General features: G+C 68.8%; 20 protein-coding genes. 14 read left to right on the top strand and 6 right to left on the bottom strand.

Annotation, left to right across the window (positions count from 1 at the left end; translation table 11 throughout):
* The first annotated feature begins 6 nt into the window (after nt 1-6).
* Complete coding sequence (locus ACWFRJ_RS07645) at nt 7-795, top strand: phosphatase (protein WP_453525403.1); 789 nt, start codon at nt 7-9, stop codon at nt 793-795.
* Here ACWFRJ_RS07645 and ACWFRJ_RS07640 read toward each other — a convergent pair.
* The 4 genes from ACWFRJ_RS07640 to ACWFRJ_RS07625 all read right to left on the bottom strand — a co-directional run bounded on the left by ACWFRJ_RS07640 (nt 779) and on the right by ACWFRJ_RS07625 (nt 4,613).
* Nucleotides 779-1,786 carry a cation diffusion facilitator family transporter gene (locus tag ACWFRJ_RS07640; RefSeq protein ID WP_453525402.1) on the bottom strand — a complete coding sequence of 336 codons (1,008 nt, stop codon included), beginning with the start codon at nt 1,784-1,786 and terminating at the stop codon, nt 779-781. The genes ACWFRJ_RS07645 and ACWFRJ_RS07640 overlap by 17 nt on opposite strands.
* A 67-nt stretch (nt 1,787-1,853) precedes the next feature.
* Nucleotides 1,854-2,723 (bottom strand): acyl-CoA thioesterase, encoded by an 870-nt coding sequence (locus tag ACWFRJ_RS07635; protein WP_453525400.1) that lies wholly within the window; start codon nt 2,721-2,723, stop codon nt 1,854-1,856.
* 23 nt (nt 2,724-2,746) lie between these two features.
* Nucleotides 2,747-3,904, bottom strand: a complete 1,158-nt coding sequence (locus ACWFRJ_RS07630) for an acyl-CoA dehydrogenase family protein (protein ID WP_453525399.1) — start codon at nt 3,902-3,904, stop codon at nt 2,747-2,749.
* A gap of 118 nt (nt 3,905-4,022) precedes the next feature.
* Nucleotides 4,023-4,613: an SACE_7040 family transcriptional regulator gene (locus ACWFRJ_RS07625; RefSeq protein WP_453525397.1), complete on the bottom strand. Its 591-nt coding sequence runs from the start codon at nt 4,611-4,613 to the stop codon at nt 4,023-4,025.
* Nucleotides 4,614-4,700: 87 nt separating this feature from the next.
* Here ACWFRJ_RS07625 and ACWFRJ_RS07620 point away from each other — a divergent pair, with 87 nt between their 5' ends.
* The 9 genes from ACWFRJ_RS07620 (at nt 4,701) to ACWFRJ_RS07580 (ending at nt 16,921) form a co-directional block, all read left to right on the top strand.
* Entirely contained in the window at nt 4,701-6,317 is a 1,617-nt protein-coding gene (locus ACWFRJ_RS07620) for a carboxyl transferase domain-containing protein (protein WP_453525395.1), read from the top strand.
* Between the two features lie 49 nt (nt 6,318-6,366).
* On the top strand, nt 6,367-8,313 hold the full coding sequence (locus ACWFRJ_RS07615) for an ATP-binding protein (protein ID WP_453525393.1): 1,947 nt from the start codon (nt 6,367-6,369) through the stop codon (nt 8,311-8,313).
* Nucleotides 8,310-9,272 (top strand): hydroxymethylglutaryl-CoA lyase, encoded by a 963-nt coding sequence (locus ACWFRJ_RS07610; protein ID WP_453525391.1) that lies wholly within the window; start codon nt 8,310-8,312, stop codon nt 9,270-9,272. Before ACWFRJ_RS07615 ends, ACWFRJ_RS07610 begins: the two co-directional genes overlap by 4 nt.
* Before the next feature lie 6 nt (nt 9,273-9,278).
* A complete protein-coding gene (locus tag ACWFRJ_RS07605) occupies nt 9,279-10,433 on the top strand; it encodes an acyl-CoA dehydrogenase family protein (protein WP_453525389.1) in 1,155 nt (384 codons plus the stop codon).
* A 174-nt stretch (nt 10,434-10,607) separates the two neighbouring features.
* Entirely contained in the window at nt 10,608-11,651 is a 1,044-nt protein-coding gene (locus ACWFRJ_RS07600; protein ID WP_453525387.1) for an ABC transporter substrate-binding protein, read from the top strand.
* 204 nt (nt 11,652-11,855) lie between these two features.
* On the top strand, nt 11,856-13,304 hold the full coding sequence (locus tag ACWFRJ_RS07595; RefSeq protein ID WP_453525385.1) for a pyridoxal phosphate-dependent decarboxylase family protein: 1,449 nt from the start codon (nt 11,856-11,858) through the stop codon (nt 13,302-13,304).
* The gene (locus ACWFRJ_RS07590; protein WP_453525383.1) at nt 13,288-14,571 is read left to right on the top strand and encodes a lysine N(6)-hydroxylase/L-ornithine N(5)-oxygenase family protein; all 1,284 of its coding nucleotides are present in this window, start codon (nt 13,288-13,290) and stop codon (nt 14,569-14,571) included. Before ACWFRJ_RS07595 ends, ACWFRJ_RS07590 begins: the two co-directional genes overlap by 17 nt.
* Nucleotides 14,568-15,158 (top strand): GNAT family N-acetyltransferase, encoded by a 591-nt coding sequence (locus tag ACWFRJ_RS07585; protein WP_453525381.1) that lies wholly within the window; start codon nt 14,568-14,570, stop codon nt 15,156-15,158. The genes ACWFRJ_RS07590 and ACWFRJ_RS07585 overlap by 4 nt, the downstream gene beginning before the upstream one ends.
* Nucleotides 15,155-16,921, top strand: coding sequence for an IucA/IucC family protein (locus ACWFRJ_RS07580; RefSeq protein WP_453525379.1), 1,767 nt, complete (start codon nt 15,155-15,157; stop codon nt 16,919-16,921). The genes ACWFRJ_RS07585 and ACWFRJ_RS07580 overlap by 4 nt, the downstream gene beginning before the upstream one ends.
* A 72-nt stretch (nt 16,922-16,993) precedes the next feature.
* Here ACWFRJ_RS07580 and ACWFRJ_RS07575 read toward each other — a convergent pair whose 3' ends face one another.
* Nucleotides 16,994-18,616 carry a beta-N-acetylhexosaminidase gene (locus tag ACWFRJ_RS07575; protein ID WP_453525377.1) on the bottom strand — a complete coding sequence of 541 codons (1,623 nt, stop codon included), beginning with the start codon at nt 18,614-18,616 and terminating at the stop codon, nt 16,994-16,996.
* Nucleotides 18,617-18,745: 129 nt separating this feature from the next.
* On the opposite strand from ACWFRJ_RS07575, the gene ACWFRJ_RS07570 reads away from it, so the two are divergent.
* The 3 genes from ACWFRJ_RS07570 to glmS all read left to right on the top strand — a co-directional run bounded on the left by ACWFRJ_RS07570 (nt 18,746) and on the right by glmS (nt 21,853).
* The gene (locus ACWFRJ_RS07570) at nt 18,746-19,642 is read left to right on the top strand and encodes a DUF4429 domain-containing protein (protein ID WP_453525375.1); all 897 of its coding nucleotides are present in this window, start codon (nt 18,746-18,748) and stop codon (nt 19,640-19,642) included.
* An 86-nt stretch (nt 19,643-19,728) separates the two neighbouring features.
* Nucleotides 19,729-19,986, top strand: coding sequence for a hypothetical protein (locus tag ACWFRJ_RS07565; RefSeq protein WP_453525373.1), 258 nt, complete (start codon nt 19,729-19,731; stop codon nt 19,984-19,986).
* A 49-nt stretch (nt 19,987-20,035) separates the two neighbouring features.
* Nucleotides 20,036-21,853, top strand: coding sequence for a glutamine--fructose-6-phosphate transaminase (isomerizing) (gene glmS, locus ACWFRJ_RS07560; protein ID WP_453525372.1), 1,818 nt, complete (start codon nt 20,036-20,038; stop codon nt 21,851-21,853).
* A gap of 208 nt (nt 21,854-22,061) precedes the next feature.
* On the opposite strand, the gene ACWFRJ_RS07555 is transcribed toward glmS, so the two are convergent.
* Nucleotides 22,062-22,586, bottom strand: a complete 525-nt coding sequence (locus ACWFRJ_RS07555; protein ID WP_389908143.1) for a universal stress protein — start codon at nt 22,584-22,586, stop codon at nt 22,062-22,064.
* A gap of 561 nt (nt 22,587-23,147) precedes the next feature.
* Here ACWFRJ_RS07555 and ACWFRJ_RS07550 point away from each other — a divergent pair.
* Nucleotides 23,148-23,420 carry a hypothetical protein gene (locus ACWFRJ_RS07550; protein WP_453525370.1) on the top strand — a complete coding sequence of 91 codons (273 nt, stop codon included), beginning with the start codon at nt 23,148-23,150 and terminating at the stop codon, nt 23,418-23,420.
* Nucleotides 23,421-23,549: the final 129 nt, after the last annotated feature.

Genomic DNA, 23,549 nt, shown 5'->3' with positions numbered 1-23,549 from the left:
GGGACCATGCCAATACCCAGCCGTGCCGCGCTCGTCGACCACCTCGTACGCTCCCGCATCGCTGGCGACGTCGCCACGCCACGCGAGAACAACCTCAGCCATTACAGGAAGCTCGCGAACGGCGACCGCCACTACTGGCTCGGCCTTGAGCTCGGCGACCGCTGGACCGACGAGCAGGACGTCCTGGCGGTGATGGCCGAGCGGTGCGGCGTGATCGACGACGACGCGTTCCGGCAGGGGCAGGACACCATCGACCCGGAGCTGACGGTCGACGCCCTGGAGCGCATGGCGGCGCGTCTGCGCAAGGCGGCGGCCGGCAAGGAGAGGGTCCTTTTCGCCACAGGGCACCCGGGGGGCCTGCTCGACGTGCACCGCGCCACGGCGGCGGCTCTGCGCGCGGCGGGCTGCGAGATCGTCGTCATCCCGGAGGGCCTCACCGCCGACGAGGGCATGGTCTTCCAGTTCGCGGACGTGGCGATGCTGGAGCGCGGCGCGACCTTGTGGCACACGCACTCCCCCGAGCCGATGAACGCGATCCTTGACGGCCTGGAGCGCGAGGGGCGTCCGCTGCCGAACCTGGTCGTCGCCGACCACGGCTGGGCCGGACGGGCGGGCCAGCGCGGCATCGACTCCATGGGGTACGCGGACTGCAACGACCCGGCGCTGTTCATCGGCGAGGCCGAGGGCACCCTCCAGGTGACGATCCCGCTGGACGACCACGTCACGAGCCCGCGCTTCTACGACCCGATGACGGCATACCTGCTCGACGCTGCGGGCCTCACGGCCACGGGTTGAGCCCTTCCTCGCGCCGCTGGGCGTATCCCGGCGTCGGGTCCAGATAGACCCGTCGCACGCCGGGAAACCGCTCCCGCACCCGGCGCTCGGCCTGTTCGCAGGCCCACTCGATCTGCGCCGCCGTCGAGGCGTCACGGAAGTCGACCTTGGCGGCGACGAGGGCCTCGCGCGGCCCCTGGAGCAGCGTCGTCAGTTCGAGTACGGCCTCGACGTGCTCGGAGGCGAGGAGTTCGTCGCGGATCTCCTTGCGCATCGGCTTGGGCAGCGGGCGCCCGATGAGGAGCTGGGCGTTGCTGCGCCCGAGCACCCAGGCGACGTACAGGAGCAAGGCGCCGATGCAGAGCGAGGCCACGCCGTCCCACACTCCGGAACCGGTGAGCTGCCCGCCGAGCAGTCCGAGGGCGGCAAGGGCGAGTCCGGCCAGGGCGGCGGAGTCCTCCATGACGACGGCCTTCACCGCGGTGTCGGGCGTGTAGCGCATGTAGCGCCCGAAGGACGCCCCGAAGCGTGCCGCCTCACCGCGTGCCTGCTTGATGGCGGTGCGCAGTGAGTAGCCCTCCAGGAGGAAGGCGACGGCGAGCACGATGTACGAGATGAGCGGGTCGCCGAGCTCCTCGCCCGCCACCAGCGTGTGGATGCCGTCGTAGATCGAGAAGACGGCGCCGCCGACGAAGGTGGCGACGGCCGCGAGCATCGCCCAGATGTAGCGCTCGGGACCGTAGCCGAGGGGGTGCTCCTCGTCGGCGGGCTTCTCGCTCCGCTTCAGGGCGGTGAGGAGCAGCAGCTCGGTGACGGTGTCGGCCAGGGAGTGCGCCGCTTCGGAGAGCATCGCGCTCGATCCGCTGATGACACCGGCGACGGCCTTGGCGACGGCGATCCCGAGGTTGGCGACGGCGGCGACGACGACGGTGAAGGTGCTCTCGCCGCCGCCCTCGGGCGGTTCGGGTGGCTGGGGCGGCTCGGTCCTGCTGCTGTCGACCTGCTCACTCATGTATCGGACGGTATGTCCGATCACCGCCGAACGCGATACGTCGGTCAGGGGAGCAGAGGCATGTCGATCAGCGCGGAACGCGCACGACACCTTCCTGAATCACCGTCACCGCGAGCTGTCCGTCCTGCGTCCAGATCCGCGCCTGGCCCAGGCCACGCCCGCCGGACGCCGACGGCGACTCCTGGTCGTACAGGAGCCATTCGTCCGCCCGGAACGGGCGGTGGAACCACATGGCGTGGTCGAGCGAGGCGCCGACGACGTCACCGACCGCCCAGCCGCCCCGGCCGTGCGCGAGCAGCACCGAGTCGAGCAGCGTCATGTCGGAGACGTACGTGGCGAGGCAGACGTGCAGCAGAGACGCGTCGATACCGCCGTCGAGTTTGCCGTTCGTGCGGAACCACACCTGGGAGCGCGGCTCGCGCGGCTGCCCGACGGTGGCCCAGGGGGGCGCGTCCACGTAGCGCAGGTCGACAGCCGCGCGGGCCTCGACCAGGCGCTCGGCGACGTGTGACGGCAGATGGCGCGGCAGCATCTCGGCGGCGGTCGGCAGCGTCTCCGGGTCCGGCGCCGACGGCATCCCCGTCTGGTGTTCCAGGCCCTCCTCGTACGTCTGGAAGGACGCGGAGAGGTGGAATATCGGCTGCCCGTGCTGGACGGCGACGACGCGGCGCGTGGTGAAGGAGCGGCCGTCGCGGATCCGGTCGACGGTGTAGACGATCGGCGCGCCCGGGTCCCCCGCACGCAGGAAGTACGCGTGCAGGGAGTGGGCGGGCCTGTCGGCGGGGACGGTGCGTCCTGCCGCCACCAGCGCCTGGGCGGCCACCTGGCCGCCGAAGACGCGCGGGACGAGCGCCGAGCGGCTCTCGCCCCGGAATATGTCCTCCTCGATCTGCTCGAGGTCGAGCAGATCGAGGAGGTCTTCAAGTGCCTTGTTCATGAATCAGTTCTACAGGGGGATCTTTACAGGCCCATGTCCTTGGCGATGATCATCTTCATGACCTCGCTGGTGCCGCCGTAGATGCGGTTGACGCGGTTGTCCGCGTACAGGCGGGCGATGGGGTACTCGTTCATGAAGCCGTAGCCGCCGTGCAGCTGGAGGCACTTGTCGATGACGCGGTGCGCGACCTCGGTGGTGAACAGCTTCGCGGACGCGGCCTCGGCGGCGGTCAGCTCGCCCGCGTCCAGGGCCTCAAGGGCGCGGTCGGCGACGGCCTCTGCGGCGTCCACCTCGGCCTGGCAGGCGGCGAGCTCGAACTTGGTGTTCTGGAAGGAGGCGACCGTCTTGCCGAACACGGTGCGGTCCTGCACGTACTCCTTGGCGAACCGGACGGCGGCCTTGGCCTGCGCGTACGCGCCGTAGGCGATGCCCCAGCGCTCGGAGGGCAGGTTGCTTCCGAGGTAGTAGAAGCCCTTGTTCTCCTCGCCGAGGAGGTCCTCGACGGGGACCTTGACGTCGACGAACGCCAGCTCGGCGGTGTCGGAGGTCTTCAGGCCCAGCTTGTCGAGCTTGCGGCCGACGGAGTAGCCGTCGGACTTGGTGTCGACGGCGAAGAGGGAGATGCCGAAGCGGCGGTCGTCGGCGGTGGGCGCGGACGTACGGGCGCAGACGATCACGCGGTCGGCGTGCACACCGCCGGTGATGAAGGTCTTGGAGCCGTTGAGGACGTAGTGCGTGCCGTCCTCGGAGAGCTTGGCCGTGGTCTTCATGCCCGCGAGGTCGGAGCCGGTGCCCGGCTCGGTCATCGCGAGGGCCCACATCTCCTCGGCGGAGACGAACTTCTCGAGGTAGCGCTTCTTCTGCTCGTCGGTGCCGAGCGCCTTGATGTAGGGCAGGGCGAGCAGGACGTGCACGCCGGAGCCGCCGAAGCTGACGCCCGCGCGGGCCGTCTCCTCGTACTGGATGGCCTCGAACTTGTGCGACTCCATGCCCGCGCCGCCGAACTCCTCGGGGACGCTGATGCCGAAGAGACCGAGCTCGGCGAGCTTGTAGTAGAACTCGCGCGGCACCTGACCCGCGGCGAACCACTCCTCGTGGACCGGGACGACCTCGGCCTCGATGAAGGCGCGCAGGGTCTCCCGGAACGCCTCGTGGTCCTCATTGAAAACGGTACGGCGCACGGAGAACTCCTTCGATACGGCACCAGGCTCGGCTGAGCGCAACACGACTAAGCGCTTGCTCAGATCAACGTTACCCGCCGGTCACCGGACCGTCCAGAGATAAGCCCTGTCGCTCCCGTCACGCCACCGCCGCCGCGAACGCCCCGCGCGCCAGGCCGTGCAGCAGCCGCGCCATGGCGCTGCGGCTGGGCAGCGCGTCGCGCCGGCTCAGGTGCGGCGTGGAGTTGAGCAGCCCGAAGACCGCGTGCACACAGACGCGGGCCTCGTTCTCGGCGAGGTCCGGATAGACCTTGCGCACCACGTCGACCCAGATCTCCACGTACTGCCGCTGGAGCTGGCGGACCAGCTTGCGGTCGGTGTCCCGCAGCCGGTCGAGCTCGCGGTCGTGCAGGGTGATCAGGGAGCGGTCGTCCAGGGCGAAGTCGATGTGCCCCTCGATGAGCGCGTCGAGCACCCGCTCCGGCGCCCCGTCCGCGTCGGCGACACATCGCTTGCCGCCGGTCAGGAGCTGCCCACTGATGCCGACGAGCAGCTCGGCGAGCATCGCGTCCTTGCCCGCGAAGTGGCGGTAGAGACCGGGGCCGCTGATGCCGACGGCGGCTCCTATCTCGTCCACTCCGACTCCGTGGAAGCCGCGCTCGGCGAAGAGCCTGGCGGCTTCTCTGAGGATCTGTTCGCGACGGGTGGGGGCGTCGGTTCTGGTGGCCATGGAATCAATTCTAGACAGGACGGTTAGCGGTCGTTAACCTGAACGCAATACGTTAACGCTCATTAACCGAGCAAGGGGGCTCGACTGATGCTGCAGGCACCAGTCCTCGCGAGCGCGGCTGATCCCGCGTCCGAAGCATGGCGGACGAACGAGGCGGCGCACACCGCCCTCGTCGAAGAGCTGCGGGCCAAGCTCGCGGTGGCCAGGCTCGGCGGCGGCGAGCGGTCCCGCGCCCGCCATGTCGCGCGCGGCAAGCTGCTGCCCCGCGACCGCGTGGACGCGCTGCTCGACCCCGGTTCGCCCTTCCTGGAACTGGCACCGCTCGCGGCCGACGGGTTGTACGGCGGGGACGCACCGGCCGCCGGAGTCATCGCCGGAATCGGCCGGGTCTCCGGGCGCACCTGCGTGATCGTCGCCAATGACGCCACCGTCAAGGGCGGCACGTATTACCCCATGACGGTGAAGAAGCATCTGCGCGCCCAGGAGGTCGCGCTGGAGAACCGCCTCCCCTGCCTGTATCTGGTGGACTCCGGCGGCGCCTTCCTGCCGATGCAGGACGACGTCTTCCCGGACCGCGAGCACTTCGGGCGGATCTTCTACAACCAGGCGCGGATGTCCGGAGCGGGCGTCCCACAGATCGCGGCCGTGCTCGGCTCGTGCACGGCGGGCGGCGCGTATGTCCCCGCGATGAGCGACGAAGCGGTGATCGTCCGCAATCAGGGCACGATCTTCCTCGGCGGCCCGCCCCTGGTGAAGGCGGCGACCGGCGAGGTCGTGACGGCCGAGGAGCTGGGCGGCGGCGAGGTCCACTCCCGGGTCTCCGGAGTGACGGACCACCTCGCGGAGGACGACGCGCACGCGCTGCGGATCGTGCGGACGATCGTCTCCACGCTCCCCGACCGCGCCGCACCCCCGTGGTCCGTCCGCCCGGTCGAGGAGCCCAAGGCCGACCCCCTCGGTCTTTACGGGGCGGTGCCGACGGACTCCCGCACCCCCTATGACGTCCGCGAGGTCATCGCGCGCGTGGTCGACGGCTCGCGCTTCGCCGAGTTCAAGGCGGAGTACGGCCAGACCCTGGTGACCGGCTTCGCCCACGTCCACGGCCACCCGGTCGGCATCATCGCGAACAACGGCATCCTCTTCTCCGAGTCCGCCCAGAAGGGCGCCCACTTCATCGAGCTGTGCGACCAGCGCGGCATCCCCCTCGTCTTCCTGCAGAACATCTCCGGCTTCATGGTCGGCCGGGACTATGAGGCGGGCGGCATCGCCAAGCACGGCGCCAAGATGGTGACGGCGGTGGCCTGCACGCGCGTGCCGAAGCTGACGGTCGTGATCGGCGGTTCGTACGGCGCGGGGAACTACTCGATGTGCGGGCGCGCCTACTCCCCCCGCTTCCTGTGGATGTGGCCGAACGCCAAGATCTCCGTGATGGGCGGCGAGCAGGCCGCGTCGGTCCTCGCGACCGTCAAGCGCGACCAGTTGGAGGCGCGGGGCGAGGAGTGGTCGGACGCGGACGAACAGGCCTTCAAGGACCCGGTCCGCGCCCAGTACGAACAGCAGGGCAACGCCTATTACGCCACCGCGCGCCTCTGGGACGACGGCGTGATCGACCCCATGGAGACCCGGCAGGTCCTCGGCCTCGCCCTGACCGCCTGTGCCGAGGCGCCCTTGGGCGAGCCCGGCTTCGGCGTCTTCCGGATGTGAGGGGCGGACGATGACTGACTTCAGCAGGAGCTTCAGCAGGAGAGGGACGATGTTCGACACCGTTCTGGTCGCCAACAGGGGCGAGATCGCGGTCCGCGTGATCCGGACACTGCGGGCGCTCGGCGTGCGCTCGGTCGCCGTGTTCAGCGACGCGGACGCGGACGCCCGGCATGTGCGCGAGGCCGACACGGCCGTGCGCCTGGGTCCGCCCCCGGCCGCCGAGAGCTATCTGTCGGCCGAGCGGCTGCTCGACGCGGCGGCCCGCAGCGGCGCCCAGGCGGTCCACCCGGGGTACGGCTTCCTCGCGGAGAACGCGGAGTTCGCACGGGCCTGTACGGACGCGGGCCTCGTCTTCATCGGCCCTCCCGCGTCGGCGATCGACCTGATGGGCGACAAGATCCGCGCCAAGGAGACCGTCGAGGCGGCCGGTGTCCCGGTGGTCCCCGGATCGTCGGGCAGCGGCCTGACCGACGCCCAACTGGCCGACGCGGCGCGGGAGATCGGCATGCCGGTGCTGCTCAAGCCCTCTGCGGGCGGCGGCGGCAAGGGCATGCGGCTCGTGCGGGACGCCTCCCTGCTCGCGGACGAGATCGCCGCCGCGCGCCGCGAGGCCCGGTCCTCCTTCGGCGACGACACGCTGCTCGTGGAGCGGTGGATCGACCGCCCCCGGCACATCGAGATCCAGGTCCTGGCGGACGGCCACGGCAATGTGATCCACCTCGGCGAGCGCGAGTGCTCGCTCCAGCGCCGCCACCAGAAGATCATCGAGGAGGCCCCGAGCGTCCTCCTCGACGAGGCCACGCGCGCGGCGATGGGCGAGGCGGCGGTCCAGGCGGCACGCTCCTGCGGGTACGCGGGCGCGGGCACGGTGGAGTTCATCGTGCCGGGCAAGGACCCGTCCTCGTACTACTTCATGGAGATGAACACGCGGCTCCAGGTGGAGCACCCGGTGACGGAGCTGATCACCGGCATCGACCTCGTGGAGTGGCAGCTGCGGGTCGCCGCCGGCGAGGAACTTCCGTATGGGCAGGACGACATCACGCTCACCGGGCACGCGATCGAGGCCCGCGTCTGCGCCGAAGACCCTTCACGCGGGTTCCTGCCGTCGGGCGGGACCGTCCTCGCCCTGCACGAGCCGCAGGGCGACGGCGTGCGGACCGACTCCGGGCTGAGCGAGGGCACGGAGATCGGCAGTCTGTACGACCCGATGCTGTCGAAGGTCATCGCGTACGGACCCGACCGCCCGACGGCGCTGCGCAAGCTGCGGGCGGCACTCGCGGACACGGTGACGCTCGGGGTGCCGACGAACGCCGGGTTCCTGCGCAGGCTGCTCGCGCACCCGGCCGTGGTGGCGGGCGAGCTGGACACCGGCCTCGTGGAGCGCGAGGCGGAGAGCCTGGTCCCCCAGGGCGTGCCCGACGAGGTGTACGAAGCAGCGGCTGCCGTCCGCACCGCCGCCCTCGAACCCGCCGGAGACGGCTGGCGAGACCCGTTCTCGGTGCCGGAGGGCTGGCGTCTGGGCGGCACCCCGGCCCCGCTTACGCACCACCTGCGCGTGCCGGGACACGAACCCGTCGGGCACATCGCGGGCGAGGGCCCGCACACCGTGGAGCCCGGCCGCGTCACGGTCCACGTGGACGGCGTCGCCCACACCTTCCACCGCGCCGCCGACTGGCTCGGCAGGGACGGCGACGCCTGGCACGTCCAGGACCACGACCCCGTGGCGGCGAGCCTCACCGGCGCCGCCCACAGCGGGGCCGACGCCCTGACCGCCCCCATGCCCGGCACCGTCACGGTCGTCAAGGTCTCCACCGGCGATCAAGTGACCCAGGGACAGAGCCTCCTGGTGGTGGAGGCGATGAAGATGGAGCACGTCATCTCCGCCCCGCACGCGGGCACCGTCAGCGAACTCGACGTCACACCGGGCTCGACCGTCGCCATGGACCAGATCCTGGCCGTGGTGATCCCGGACGAGGCCGAGGAGGACAAGAAATGACTACCGCCGCACGGCCCGACGGCCTCCCCATGGCCGTCCCCACCCAGGACCTGCCGCCCCGCGTCCGCATCTATGAAGTGGGCGCCCGCGACGGCCTGCAGAACGAGAAAGCGGTCGTCCCCACGGAGATCAAGGCGGAGTTCATCCACCGCCTCGCCGCCGCGGGCCTCACGACCGTCGAGGCGACCAGCTTCGTGCACCCCAAGTGGGTGCCCCAACTTGCCGACGCCGAGCAGCTCTTCCCCCTCCTCCATGACCTGGAGGCCAAGCTCCCGGCCCTCGTGCCGAACGCCCGAGGTCTTGACCGCGCCCTCGCGCTCGGCGCCCGCAGCGTGGCCGTCTTCGTCAGCGCCACGGAGTCCTTCGCCAAGGCCAACCTCAACCGCACGATGGACGAGGCCCTCGCGATGTCGGAGCCGGTCGTGGCCCGCGCACGCGAGCAGAAGGTGCATGTGCGGGGCTATCTCTCCATGTGCTTCGGCGACCCGTGGGAGGGCCCGGTGCCCATCGCCCAGGTCGTCCGCACCGCGAAGGCCCTGGTGGACATGGGCTGCCAGGAGCTGAGCCTCGGCGACACCATCGGCGTGGCCACACCGGGCCATGTCCTGTCCCTGCTCGCTGAGTTGAACGAGGAGGGTGTGCCGACGGACCGCATCGGCGTGCACTTCCACGACACGTACGGCCAGGCGCTCTCCAACACCCTCGCCGCCCTGCAGCACGGCGTGCGCACGGTCGACGCGTCGGCGGGCGGCCTCGGCGGCTGTCCGTACGCGAAGAGCGCCACCGGCAACCTCGCCACCGAAGACCTCGTATGGATGCTCGACGGCCTCGGCATCGAGACCGGCGTCGATCTCGGCCGCCTCACCGCCACCAGCGCGTGGATGGCCGAACAACTGGGCCGACCCAGCCCGTCCCGCACCGTCCGTGCCCTGACGGGCACCTCCCACCAGGAGAAGTGAAGAACGATGGACCACCGTCTGTCCCCCGAGCACGAGGAACTCCGCCGCACCGTCGAGGCGTTCGCGCACGACGTCGTCGCCCCGAAGATTGGCGACCTCTACGAACGCCACGAATTTCCGTACGAGATCGTCCGCGAGATGGGCCGCATGGGCCTGTTCGGCCTCCCCTTCCCCGAGGAGCACGGCGGGATGGGCGGCGACTATCTCGCCCTCGGCATCGCGCTCGAAGAGCTGGCGCGGGTCGACTCCTCCGTGGCGATCACCCTGGAGGCAGGGGTCTCGCTCGGCGCGATGCCGATCCACCTCTTCGGTACGGACGAGCAGAAGCGCGAGTGGCTGCCCCGGCTCTGTTCCGGTGAACTGCTCGGCGCCTTCGGCCTGACCGAGCCGGACGGCGGCTCGGACGCGGGCGGCACCCGTACGACCGCGGTGCGGGACGGCGACGAGTGGGTGATCAACGGCTCCAAGTGCTTCATCACCAACTCCGGTACGGACATCACGGGCCTGGTCACGGTCACCGCCGTCACCGGCCGCAAGGCGGACGGGCGTCCGCTGATCTCGTCGATCATCGTGCCGTCGGGGACACCCGGGTTCACGGTCGCGGCTCCGTACTCGAAGGTCGGCTGGAACGCCTCGGACACCCGTGAGCTGTCCTTCTCGGACGTGCGGGTTCCCGCGGCGAACCTCCTCGGTGAAGAGGGGCGCGGCTATGCCCAGTTCCTGCGGATCCTCGACGAGGGCCGGGTCGCGATCTCCGCCCTTGCGACGGGCCTCGCGCAGGGCTGCGTCGACGAGTCCGTGAAGTACGCCAAGGAGCGGCACGCGTTCGGGAAGCCGATCGGGGCGAACCAGGCGATCCAGTTCAAGATCGCCGACATGGAGACGCGGGCGCACATGGCCAGGGTCGGGTGGCGGGACGCGGCGTCGCGTCTCGTCGGCGGGGAGCCCTTCAAGAAGGAGGCGGCGATCGCGAAGCTCTACTCCTCCACGGTCGCCGTCGACAACGCCCGTGAGGCCACGCAGATCCACGGCGGCTACGGCTTCATGAACGAGTACCCCGTGGCCCGGATGTGGCGGGACTCCAAGATCCTGGAGATCGGCGAGGGGACAAGCGAGGTCCAGCGCATGCTGATCGCCAGGGAGCTGGGCTTCGCGGGATAGCGGGGAGCTTCGCGGGACAGCGGCGCCGCACGAGGGAAGTGTCGCCGGATAACAGCCCCGCCCGTGGGAAGGCGACCGCGAGGGCCACTGGACATCCGCTTAGGTTAGGTTAACCTAAGCGCTGATTCCGGCCAGTGGCCACCCGCCGCCGTCCTCACGAAAGCAGAGACCCTCATGCCCAACGCCCGCCTCCCTCAGCCTTCCCGCCGCGGCCTTCTCGCCGCCGGCGGCGCCCTCGGCCTCACGGCCCTGCTGGCAGCCTGCGGAGACGAGAAGAAGGACGGCTCGGGCGCGGCGGACTCCGGAGACTCCGGCCCCTGGAGCTTCAAGGACGACCGCGGCACGACCGCCAAGACCAAGGGGGCGCCGAAGAACATCGTCGCCTTCACCGGCGTCGCCGCCGCCCTCTTCGACTACGGCATCGAGGTCAAGGGCGTCTTCGGCCCGACGAAGACCAAGAGCGGCAAGCCGGACGTCCAGGCCGGTGACATGGACATCAGCAAGCTGACGATCCTCGGCAACGAATGGGGTCAGTTCAACATCGAGAAGTACGCGGGCCTCGCCCCCGACCTCCTCGTCTCCACGATGTTCGACGACGCGGGCACCCTCTGGTACGTCCCCGAGGAGAGCAAGGACAAGATCCTCAAGCTCGCCCCGAGCGTCGGCATCAGCGTCTACGACCGCCAGATGACCCAGCCCCTCCAGCGCCTGCTCTCGCTCGCCGAGTCGCTCGGCGCCGACGTGAAGGCCGACAAGGTCGTCAAGGCGAAGAAGCGCTTCGAGGCCGCCGCCGAGCGGCTGCGCAAGGTCGCCAAGGCGAACAAGGACATCAAGGTCCTCGTCGGCTCGGCGAGTCAGGACATCTTCTACGTCTCCGGGACGAACCTCTCCGCCGACCTGGAGTACTTCAAGTCCCTCGGCGTGAACTTCGTCGAGCCGTCCGAGAGCTCCAAGAAGGAGAGCGGCGGCTGGTTCGAGAACCTGAGCTGGGAGAACGTCAACTCGCACGCCGCGGACGTCATCATGATGGACAACCGCACCTCCGCCCTCCAGCCCGCCGACCTGGACAAGTCCAAGCCGACCTGGGCGAAGCTGCCCGCGGTCAAGGCGGGCCAGGTCATCCCGCGCGTCACCGAGCCCATCTACTCGTACGACAAGTGCGCCCCGATCCTCGAGGACCTCGCCGACGCGATCGAGAAGGCCAAGAAGGTCAGCTGACCCTTAACTTCCACACAACGCAGCCCTCTCCGCATTCCGGAGAGGGCTGTTCCGTTTTCCGGGGACGCCCGTTCCGTTTTCCGGAGAAGGCCGTTCCGCTTCCCTGCCTCTTGGTGATCATCAGACCCCCCTGGGTTTATCCACAGAGGTAGTTAGGTTAGGCTTACCTCACTTCCCCCAAGTCCCCTCACCCAGAGGAAGTTCATGCGCTCGCACCTGCTCAACGACACCACCGCGGAGCGTTACCGCAGTTCCGTGACCGAAGGAGTCGAGCGGGTGGCGGCCAGAATCGCCACCACCTCACGCCCTTTCACAGGCATCTCCGTCGACGACCTGGCGCCACGCATCGAAGCCGTCGACCTCGACGAACCCCTGCACGACACCACCGCCGCCCTGGACGAGCTCGACGAGCTCTACCTGCGCGACGCCGTGTACTTCCACCATCCCCGCTATCTCGCGCACCTCAACTGCCCGGTCGTCATTCCGGCCGTGCTCGGCGAGGCAGTGCTCTCCGCGGTCAATTCTTCCCTCGACACCTGGGATCAATCCGCGGGCGGCACACTGATCGAACGCCGTCTCATCGACTGGACCGCCGACCGCATCGGGCTCGGCCCGGCCGCCGACGGCGTCTTCACGAGCGGCGGCTCGCAGTCCAACCTCCAGGCCATGCTGCTCGCCCGCGAGGAGGCCGCCAAGGCAGGAAAGCCAGCCGCGCAGCTGCGCATCTTCGCCTCCGAGGTGGGCCACTTCAGCATCCAGAAGGCCGCGACCCTCCTTGGCCTCGGCGAGGACGCCGTGATCGTCATCCCCACCGATCACAACAAGCGCATGCAGACCGTGGCACTCGCCCGCGAGCTGGAGCGCTGCCGCGACAACGACCTCACCCCCATGGCGGTCGTCGCCACGGCGGGCACCACCGACTTCGGCTCCATCGACCCGCTCCCCGAGATCGCCGAACTCTGCGAGCAGTACAACACCTGGATGCACGTCGACGCGGCGTACGGCTGCGGTCTGCTCGCCTCGCTCAAGAACCGGCACCTCATCGACGGCATCGACCGCGCCGACTCCGTCACCGTGGACTACCACAAGTCCTTCTTCCAGCCGGTGAGTTCCTCCGCCGTGCTGGTCCGCGACCGCTCCACGCTGAGCCACGCGACGTACCACGCGGAGTACCTCAACCCGCGCCGCATGGTGCAGGAACGTATCCCCAACCAGGTCGACAAGTCCCTCCAGACGACGCGGCGCTTCGACGCCCTGAAGCTCTGGATGACGCTGCGGGTGATGGGCGCCGACGCCATCGGCGAACTCTTCGACTCCGTGTGCGACATGGCGGACAACGCCTGGCAGCTGCTCGCCGCAGACCCCCGCTACGACGTCGTCGTGGAGCCCCAGCTCTCCACGCTCGTCTTCCGCTACATACCCGAGTCGATCTGCGACCCCTCCGCCATCGACCACGCCAACCTGTACGCCCGCAAGGCCCTGTTCGCCTCCGGTGACGCCGTCGTCGCGGGCACCAAGGTCGGTGACCGCCAGTACCTCAAGTTCACCCTGCTCAACCCCGAGACCACCGTCGCCGACATCACGGCCGTCCTCGATCTGATCGCCGGCCACGCCGAGCAGTACCTGGGAGAGACCCTTGACCGCGCTTCCTGATCACCGAGAACCACTGGAACCCCTGGACTTCATCGGTATCGGCCTTGGTCCCTTCAACCTCGGCCTCGCCTGTCTGACCGAACCCGTCGACGAGCTCAACGGCCTCTTCCTGGAGTCCAAGCCGGACTTCGAGTGGCACTCGGGCATGTTCCTGGAGGGCGCTCACCTCCAGACCCCGTTCATGTCGGACCTCGTCACGCTCGCGGACCCGACGTCCCCGTACTCCTTCCTCAACTACTTGAAGGAAGCGGGACGCCTCTACTCGTTCTACATACGCGAGAACTTCTATCCGCTGCGCACCGAGTACAACGACTACTGCCGCTGGGCCGCCGCGAAACTCTCCTCGATCCGCTTCAGCACGACGGTGACCGAGGTGACGTACGCGGACGATCTGTACGTCGTCCACACCTCCACCGGCGACACCTTCCGGGCCCGCCACCTCGTCCTGGGGACCGGCACCCCGCCACACATCCCCGAGGCGTGCGCGGACCTCGGCGGGGACTTCATCCACAACTCCCGCTATCTGCAGAGCAAGCAGGGGCTCCAGCGGAAGGAGTCGATCACGCTCGTCGGCAGCGGCCAGTCCGCCGCCGAGATCTACCACGACCTCCTGAGCGAGATCGACGTCCACGGCTACAAGCTCAACTGGGTCACGCGCTCCCCGCGCTTCTTCCCGCTCGAGTACACCAAGCTGACGCTCGAGATGACGTCTCCGGAGTACGTCGACTACTTCCACGCGCTGCCGGAGGCCACCCGCTACCGCCTCCAGGACCAGCAGAAGACGCTCTTCAAGGGCATCGACGGCGACCTGATCAACGAGATCTTCGACCTCCTCTACCAGAAGAACCTCGGCGGCCCGGTGCCGACGCGTCTGCTCACCAACTCCTCGCTGCAGAGCGCGCGTCACGAGAACGGCACCTACACCCTGGGCCTGCGTCAGGACGAACAGGGCAAGGACTTCGAGCTGGAATCCGAGGGCCTGATCCTGGCCACCGGCTACCAGTACGCAACCCCCGACTTCCTGGAGCCGGTGCGCGACCGCATCCGCTGGGACGGCCGGGGCCGCTTCGAGGTCGCCCGCAACTACTCGATCGACACCACGGGACGCGGCATCTTCCTGCAGAACGGTGCCGTGCACGCCCACTCCCTGACCAGCCCCGACCTGGGCATGGGCCCGTACCGCAACGCGTACATCATCGGTGAGCTGCTCGGCGCGGAGTACTACCCCGTCGAGAAGTCCATCGCGTTCCAGGAGTTCGCCGTATGACCAACCCTTCAGACCTCACGCTCCGCCCCCTCGACCCTTCCCCAAGCTCTCAACTTCGTTCGAGCAGGGGAGACCCCATCTCGGACGCCGAGCTCCTGCACGGCTGGGTCACCCACCCCAAAGCCTCGTTCTGGATGATGCAGGACGCGACGCTCCCGGACGTCGAGCGCGAGTACATGGCGATCGCCGCCCACGAGCACCACGACGCCTTCATCGGCCTGCACAAAGGCGTTCCCGCCTTCCTGATGGAGCGCTACGACCCCAGATACGTCGAACTCGTCGGCCTCTACGACCCCGAGCCCGGCGACGTGGGCATGCACTTCCTCACCGCGCCGTCCGACGTCCGCATCCCCGGGTTCACCCGGGACGTGATCACCAAGGTCATGGCGACGCTCTTCGCCGACCCGGAGGTCCGGCGCGTGGTGGTCGAACCCGACGTCGACAACACGGCCGTGCACGCCCTCAACGAAGCCGTCGGGTTCCGCGCGTCCGAGGTCATCCAGAAGCCGGAGAAAAGAGCTCTGCTGAGCTTCTGCACCCGCGAGCAGTTCGAAGAAGCAGTACGTGAAAGGGAATTGGCGATATGACCCTGTCCGACGCAACGGCGCACCTCTCCCCCGAGCGCTGGGAGCAGGCCAACCGCCTCCTCATCCGCAAAGCCATCGCCGAGTTCTCGCACGAGCGGCTCTTCACCCCGGAGCCCCTTGGCGACGACAAATACGTCATCCGCAGCGACGACGCCCTGACCCGCTACCGCTTCACCGCCAAACGCCTGCGGCTCGACCACTGGCAGGTCGACGCCGATTCCATATCCCGGCACCGCGACGGCACCGAACTTCCCCTCAACGCGCTCGACTTCTTCATCGAGCTGCGCACGGCGCTCGGCCTGAGCGACGAGATCCTGCCGGTCTACCTGGAGGAGATCTCCTCCACGCTCTCCGGCACCTGCTACAAGCTCACCAAGCCCGCGATCCCGGCCGCCGAGCTCTCCCGCTCCGGCTTCCAGGAGATCGAGACGGGCATGACCGAGGGCCACCCCTGCTTCGTCGCCAACAACGGCCGGCTCGGCTTCGGCGTGCACGAGTACCTCTCGTACGCTCCCGAGACCGCGAGCCCCGTACGGCTCGTGTGGCTTGCGGCGAGCAAGGAGCGCGCCGCGTTCACGGCGGGCGCGGGAATCGACTACGAGTCGTTCTTCCGTGCCGAGCTCGGCCAGGAGACCCTCGACCGCTTCGACCACAAACTCCGTGACCAGGGCCTGAACCCCGAGGACTACCTCCTGATCCCCGCCCACCCCTGGCAGTGGTGGAACAAACTCTCCGTGACCTTCGCGGCCGAGGTCGCCCAGCGGCACCTGATCTGCCTGGGCGAGGGCGACGACGAGTACCTGGCCCAGCAGTCGATCCGTACGTTCTTCAACACCAGCGACCCGGCCAAGCACTACGTCAAAACGGCTCTGTCGGTCATCAACATGGGCTTCATGCGCGGGCTCTCGGCCGCGTACATGGAGGCGACCCCGGCGATCAACGACTGGCTCGCGAACCTCATCGACACCGACGAGACTCTGAAGAAGACGGGCCTCACGATCATCCGCGAGCGCGCGGCCGTGGGCTATCGCCACCTGGAGTACGAGGCCGCGACCGACCGCTACTCCCCGTACCGCAAAATGCTCGCGGCCCTGTGGCGCGAGAGCCCCGTCCCGTCCCTCGCGGAGGGCGAGCAACTTGCCACCATGGCCTCGCTGTTGCACACCGACCTCGAAGGCGCGTCCTTCGCGGGCGCCCTCATCGAGCGCTCCGGGCTCACCCCCGCCGAGTGGCTGCGCGGCTATCTGCACGCCTACCTGACGCCGCTCCTGCACAGCTTCTACATGTACGACCTCGTCTACATGCCGCACGGCGAGAACGTCATCCTGGTCCTGAAGGACGGCGTCGTACAGCGGGCGATCTTCAAGGACATCGCCGAGGAGATCGCGGTCATGGACCCGGACGCGGTGCTCCCGCCTGCCGTCGAAAGGCTGCGGGTCGAGGTCCCCGACGACCAGAAGCTCCTGTCCATCTTCACGGACGTCTTCGACTGCTTCTTCCGCTTCCTGTCCGCGGACCTCGTCACCGAGGGCCTGGTGGACGAGGAGACGTTCTGGGGCGCCGTCGCCGAGTGCGTCACGACGTACCAGGAGGCCACGCCCCAACTGGCCGACAAATTCAAGCAGTACGACATGTTCGCCCCCGAGTTCGCCCGGTCCTGCCTGAACCGGCTCCAGCTGCGGGACAACGAACAGATGGTGGACCTCGCCGACCCGGCGGGCGCGCTGCAGCTGGTCGGGACGTTGAAGAACCCGATCGCGTAGCCGGACACGCACAAGCCGAGTGGGGCTCCTGGGACGGTCCCCAGGAGCCCCACTCTCATGCTCAGCCGTTCGCTACTTCGACGGCCAGGGCACCTCGGGCGACTTGTAGTAGCCGATGCCGAGCGCGTCCCAGCGCGGCCCCTGTTCGGCGAGCCGTGCCTTGTACGTGTTCCAGTCGTGCGTCGACGCGGGCGACCAGCCGAGCTCGGCGATGCCGGGCAGGCGCGGGAACGCCATGTACTCGATGTGCGCGGAGGTCGAGAGCGTCTCCGACCACAGTTCCGCCTCGACACCCTTGATCGAGTCCGCGGGGGCGCCCTTCAGGTACGTACCCGGGTCCCAGTCGTAGCTGCGCTGGACCGAGACGTAGCCCGCCCAGGACAGGCCGAGCGGGGTGTCCTTGTCGTACTTCATGTCGAGGTAGGAGCGGTCGGCGGGCGAGAGGACCAGCTTGGTGCCGTTCTTCGCCGCGTTCACGACCTGCTCGCGCTCGGCGGCGCCGGTGGCGTCGTAGCCCCAGTACTGGGCGATGGCGCCCTTGGCGGGCGTGGCGCCGGTCAGCTGGTGCCAGCCGATCGCGGTCTTGCCGTACTTGGCGACCACAGGCTGCACCTTGTTCATGAACGTCACATAGTCCTCATGGCTGGTGGAGTGCGCCTCGTCACCGCCGATGTGGATGTACTTGCCGGGCGTCAGGGCGGCGATCTCGCGGATGACGTCGTCCACGAAGTCGTACGTCACGCCCTTCTTCACGCACAGCGAGCTGAAGCCGACCTCGGTGCCGGTGTAGAGCGGGGGCGCGACGCCGTCGCAGTTCAGCTCGGCGTACGAGGCGAGCGCGGCGTTCGTGTGGCCCGGCATGTCGATCTCGGGGATCACTTCGAGCTGCCGGGATGCCGCGTACCGGACGATGTCCTTGTACTGGGCCTTCGTGTAGTAGCCGCCCTTGCCACCGCCGACCTGCGTGGAGCCGCCGTACGTCGTGAGCCTGGGCCAGGAGTCGATGGCGATGCGCCAGCCCTGGTCGTCGCTCAGGTGCAGATGGAGCTTGTTGACCTTGTAGAGCGACATCTGGTCGATGTAGCGCTTGACCTTGTCGACCGAGAAGAAGTGCCGCGACACGTCGAGCATCGCGCCGCGGTGCTCGTAGCGGGGCGAGTCCTTGATGGTGCCGCCCGCGACCAGCCACGGGCCCTTCTGCTTGGTCCTCTTCTCGGCGGCGGCCGGCAGCTGCTGCCGCAGCGTCTGGACGCCGTAGAAGAGACCGGCGGACTTGCGGGCCGTGATGGTGAGCGAGCCGCGCTTGGATTCGAGGCGGTAGCCCTCGTTCCCCAGGGACTTGTCCTTGGAGTCAAGGCGCAGCCGGATGCCGTCGCGGCCGTCGTCGTCGGTGACCTTCAGGGAGTACCCGGTCGAGGGACGCAGGACGCCCGCCAGATAGCTGCCGATCCTCTGCGCGTCGCGCGAGTCGTCGACCCGGATGCGGGTCTTGGAGTTGATCTCGTACGGGGATCCGCCGGGAGCGGCGGACGCCGGGGCCGGGATCACCTGGCCGAGCGGGGTCGGGGTGGTGGCCGTGGCTGCCTCCTTCACGCCGCCGCCGTCGCCCGGCACAGCGGCCACGGACGAGAATCCGGCCGCCGCGACGAGCAGCAGCGAGCCGAACAGGCGGGTCGATCTGTGGTGCTGTCTCACGAGCGGGTCCCTTCGACGGGCCATCACTGTGGTGCATCTCAATCGAACGCTCACCATGGGACCCTCGCACCCCGTGACGGGTCAAGGGTGTAGACCACTTCGGCGGCCCGCCGATGGAAGAATCGTCCCATGGCGGAAATCATCCAGCGCGACGGAACCTGGACCTTCGACGGAGAGACGCTGCGCCTGGTGCCGGGACGCGACAAGAACGTGTCTCTGCTGCGCAAGTCGCTTGGAGAACTGGCCGTGCCGCTGGGCGCGTTGGCGGGCATCGCCTTCGAGCAGGGCAAGAAGTCGGGGCGCCTGCGGCTGCGCCTTCGGGACGGCGCGGATCCGTTGCTGCAGGCCGCCGGGGGCAAGCTCGGGGACGCGGCGGATCCGTATCAGCTGACGGTGGAATCGGACCGCTACGGGGTCGCGGAGTACGTGGTCGACGAGGTCCGCAACGCGCTGCTCATCGAACAGGTGCCCGCAGCGTCCTGCGAGAGCTATCTGCTTCCGGGGCCTTCGGTGCCGCTCTCGGTGTCGGCCGGGGACGGCACGGTGAGCTTCGACGGGGAGCACGTCCGTCTGGAGTGGAACTGGAAGACGGAGGAGGCGAAGTCGGCGTCCGGTACGCGCTCGCTGGCGCTCGCCGAGGTCGCCGCGGTGGAGTGGCAGCCCGCGGTGGGCCTGGAGAACGGCTACCTCCGCTTCAGCGTGCGACACGCGCCCACGAAGGCCCCGCCGAAGTACGACCCGAACTCCGTCGAGCTGTGGGGCTTCAAGAAGGATCCGCTGATGGCGCTGATCGCGGCGGCCGTGCAGGCGCGGTTGCCTCATCCGGCGGCGGCCTTTGCGGAGTCCTCGGATGTGCCCCCTGCCCTGACCAAGCCAGCACCGGCCCCTGTGCCCGCCGTCCCGGCCGAGGACGATCATGACGCCCTCCTGCGGCGCCTCCGTGAGCTGGGCGAACTGCATCAGTCCGGGATACTCACGGACGAGGAGTTCTCGCTCGCCAAGCAGGCGGTACTGAAGCGCATGTAAGCCGTCGGGGCCAGTTTTCGACGCGACCCTGCCCGATTCCGGGCAGGATTGTTGCACCCGAAGGGCTATTCCCTCAGGATCAACGAATGCACGACGACCTGGTGGATCACCTGACCCGCAGCACCCCGCTCCAGCGGGGCGAAGCTCTGCGGGTCATCCAGGACGTGCTCGCCTACTTCGACGAGACGACCGAGGACTTCGTCCGTCGCCGCCACCGCGAACTGCAGGGTCAGGGCCTGCTGAACGCGGCGATCTTCGAACAGATCTCGGCGGACCTCAAGTACCGCGCGGTCTCGCCGCCTGAGCTCACCCTCAGACAGCTGCGCCGCATGATCTACGGCTAGGCCCGGAAGAAGCCAGAACGACCACCCTCTTACGGCTAGGACACCCTTTATGTGCGGAATCGTCGGTTATATCGGCAAGCGTGACGTGGCCCCCCTCCTCCTCGAAGGCCTCCAGCGCCTGGAGTACCGCGGCTACGACTCCGCGGGCGTCGTCATCACCAGCCCCAAGGCCTCGGGCCTGAAGATGGTCAAGGCCAAGGGCCGCGTCCGCGACCTGGAGGCCAAGGTCCCCGCCCGCTTCAAGGGCACCACCGGCATCGCCCACACCCGCTGGGCCACCCACGGCGCCCCGTCCGACGAGAACGCCCACCCGCACATGTCGGGTGACGACAAGGTCGCCGTCGTCCACAACGGCATCATCGACAACGCCTCCGAGCTGCGCGCCAAGCTCACCGCCGACGGCGTCGAGTTCCTCTCCGAGACCGACACCGAGGTCCTCGTCCACCTCATCGCCCGCGCACAGGCGGACAAGCTGGAGGAGAAGGTCCGCGAGGCCCTGCGCCACGTCGAGGGCACGTACGGCATCGCCGTCCTGCACGCCGACTTCAACGACCGCATCGTCGTCGCCCGCAACGGCTCCCCCGTCGTCCTCGGCATCGGCGAGAAGGAGATGTTCGTCGCCTCCGACGTCGCCGCGCTCGTCTCGCACACCCGCCAGGTCGTCACCCTCGACGACGGCGAGATGGCCACCATCAAGGCCGACGACTACCGCACGTACACCACCGAGGGCTCGCGTACGACCGCGTCGCCGACCACCGTGGAGTGGGAGGCGGAGTCGTACGACATGGGCGGCCACGACACGTACATGCACAAGGAGATCTTCGAGCAGCCCGAGGCCGTGGACCGCGTTCTGCGCGGCCGCATCGACGACCGCTTCTCCACCGTGCACCTCGGCGGCCTGAACCTCGACGCGCACGACGCCCGCAAGGTGCGCCGCGTCAAGATCCTGGGCTGCGGCACCTCGTACCACGCGGGCATGATCGGCGCCCAGATGATCGAGGAGCTGGCCCGCATCCCCGCGGACGCCGAGCCCGCGAGCGAGTTCCGCTACCGCAACCCGGTCGTGGACCCCGACACCCTCTACATCGCCGTCTCCCAGTCCGGCGAGACCTACGACGTGCTCGCCGCCGTCCAGGAGCTGAAGCGCAAGGGCGCCCGCGTACTCGGCGTGGTGAACGTCGTCGGTTCCGCGATCGCCCGTGAGGCCGACGCGGGCGTGTACGTCCACGCGGGCCCGGAGGTCTGCGTCGTCTCGACCAAGTGCTTCACCAACACCACGGTCGCCTTCGGCCTGCTCGCCCTGCACCTGGGCCGCATCCGTGACCTGTCGGTCTCCGACGGCAAGCGGATCATCGAGGGCCTGCGCAAGCTGCCCGGCCAGATCTCGGAGATCCTCAAGCAGGAGGACGAGATCAAGAAGATCGCCAAGCAGTACGCGGACGCCCGCTCGATGCTCTTCATCGGGCGTGTACGCGGCTACCCCGTCGCCCGCGAGGCCTCCCTGAAGCTCAAGGAGGTCTCGTACATCCACGCCGAGGCCTACCCGGCGTCCGAGCTCAAGCACGGCCCGCTCGCGCTCATCGAGCCCGCGCTCCCGACGGTCGCGATCGTCCCGAACGACGACCTCCTGGAGAAGAACCGCGCCGCCCTCGAAGAGATCAAGGCCCGCAGCGGCAAGATCCTCGCGGTCGCGCACCAGGAGCAGGAGAAGGCCGACCAGACCATCCTGGTCCCGAAGAACGAGAACGAGCTGGACCCGATCCTGATGGGCATCCCGCTCCAACTCCTCGCCTACCACACGGCATTGGCCCTTGGCCGCGACATCGACAAGCCCCGCAACCTCGCAAAGTCCGTCACGGTGGAGTAGGCGCAAAGGGGTGTGAACGACCCCTCGCGCGTGCCACCAGGCGTGCGAGGGGTCGTTCTTCAGGGGGCGGGGGCGCCCATTCCCCCGACCCACGCCTGCCTCGACCGGTGGCCGTCACTCCCCGGTCTGCAGGGCGTGCAGTTGTCCGTGCCACCACTACGTACCCTTCACAAGGGCGCAACCCACCCCTACGCACGAGTAGATTTATCTACGGGATGACAACGACGGGGCGTTGCGCGCGGCGCGCGAGCCGGCCCGCGACCGAGCCGAAGATGCGCCCCACGATCCCGTGCGTCGATCCGACGACGATCGCGTCCGCCGAGTACTCACGGCCGACCTCTTCGAGTTCGTGGCAGATGTCGCCGCCGCGCTCGACGAGGATCCACGGCACCTCGGACAGATAGTCCGCACAGGCCAGTTCGAGGCCGAGCACTTCCGTGCGGTGGTCCGGCACGTCGACGAAGACCGGCGGCTCGCAGCCCGCCCACACCGTGGTGGGGAGCCTGTTGGCGACATGCACGATGATCAGACCGGATCCGGAGCGATGGGCCATGCCGATCGCGTACGAGAGCGCGCGCTCGCTGGACATCGAGCCGTCGAAGCCGACGACGACGCCGTGCCGGAAGGCCGGATCGCAGGAATGACGTAGTTCTTCAGCCGCCTGGGGGGTCGCCGTGGGATCGGCGACCTGCCGCTTGCGGTCCGCTGGTTCGGAGAATTCGTGACCGGCCATGGGTGTCTCGGCGAAGGAGTCCTCTGTGGGAGGGTCGACTTTGTTCGGGTCGTACAGCGCAGTATCGGGCAGAACGGACAGGATCAGACGGGATCGAGCAGGGACGAGCAGGAGCGGCGACGAGAACCGGAGCTGTGTCCGGGAATCATCTTCCCAACCCCATACCCCCAAGGGTACGGCGACACTCCTCTCCTGCCCAGGGCTTGTTACCGGCCCTGCGGGAGCCTCACGGCGTTCACCGGAGCATGCATGAGCGTCGCCCGTATGGCAATGGTTGCTGCCTCGTACAGGCGGTTTGGGCACCCACCCGCGTGGCTGCCATCGGCCACTGGGTTCACGCCAGTGACCGGCCGGGCGACCACGCGTTGAACTCCGGTACACCACCGCCACAGGGAGACCTCCGTGCCTGGACCGCCCCCCGTGTCCTCACAGGTCACGACGGACTCACACGTCACGCTGCAGAGCCATCGGCGCCCGCCACAGGGGGCGCACGAACGCCCGCGCGGGGGCGTTCCGGCGCCGCGCGCGGAGGAAACGCCCCCCGCTCCCGCGCAGGACTCCGTGAGCGATGTCGTGCGCTGGGCCGCGTTCAGCTGCGTCCTGGTCCCCGTGGTCCTTGTGGGCTATGGGACGTCGCTGGCCGGAGCCGCCGGGTCCGCCCTGGGTCTGGTGGCCGTGACGGGGGTCTGCCGGCTGCTTCTGCGACAGTCGGAGCGAGGGGCCGCGCGGCTGATCGAGGAGCAGGGCGACGACCGCCGCGGACGGCACGGGCGGGCGGGTGCGGGGGCGCACAGGGGCGGTCGGCATGCTGGTGGGTCTACGCCGGGGGACTGACCGATTCGCACGTACTCCCCCGTTGCTTTTCAGCCAACTTCCTATGGCCATGCATTCCTTGGCCGAAGGGGTACCCAACCCTGGTCCCACCAGGGCTGAAAGGCGTACAGAGGCCGTCTGAACCCTACG

The organism is Streptomyces sp. NPDC055239 (assembly GCF_053606205.1).
Note: the sequence above shows the minus strand (reverse complement) of the source record. Positions and strands in the feature narration are given on the sequence as shown.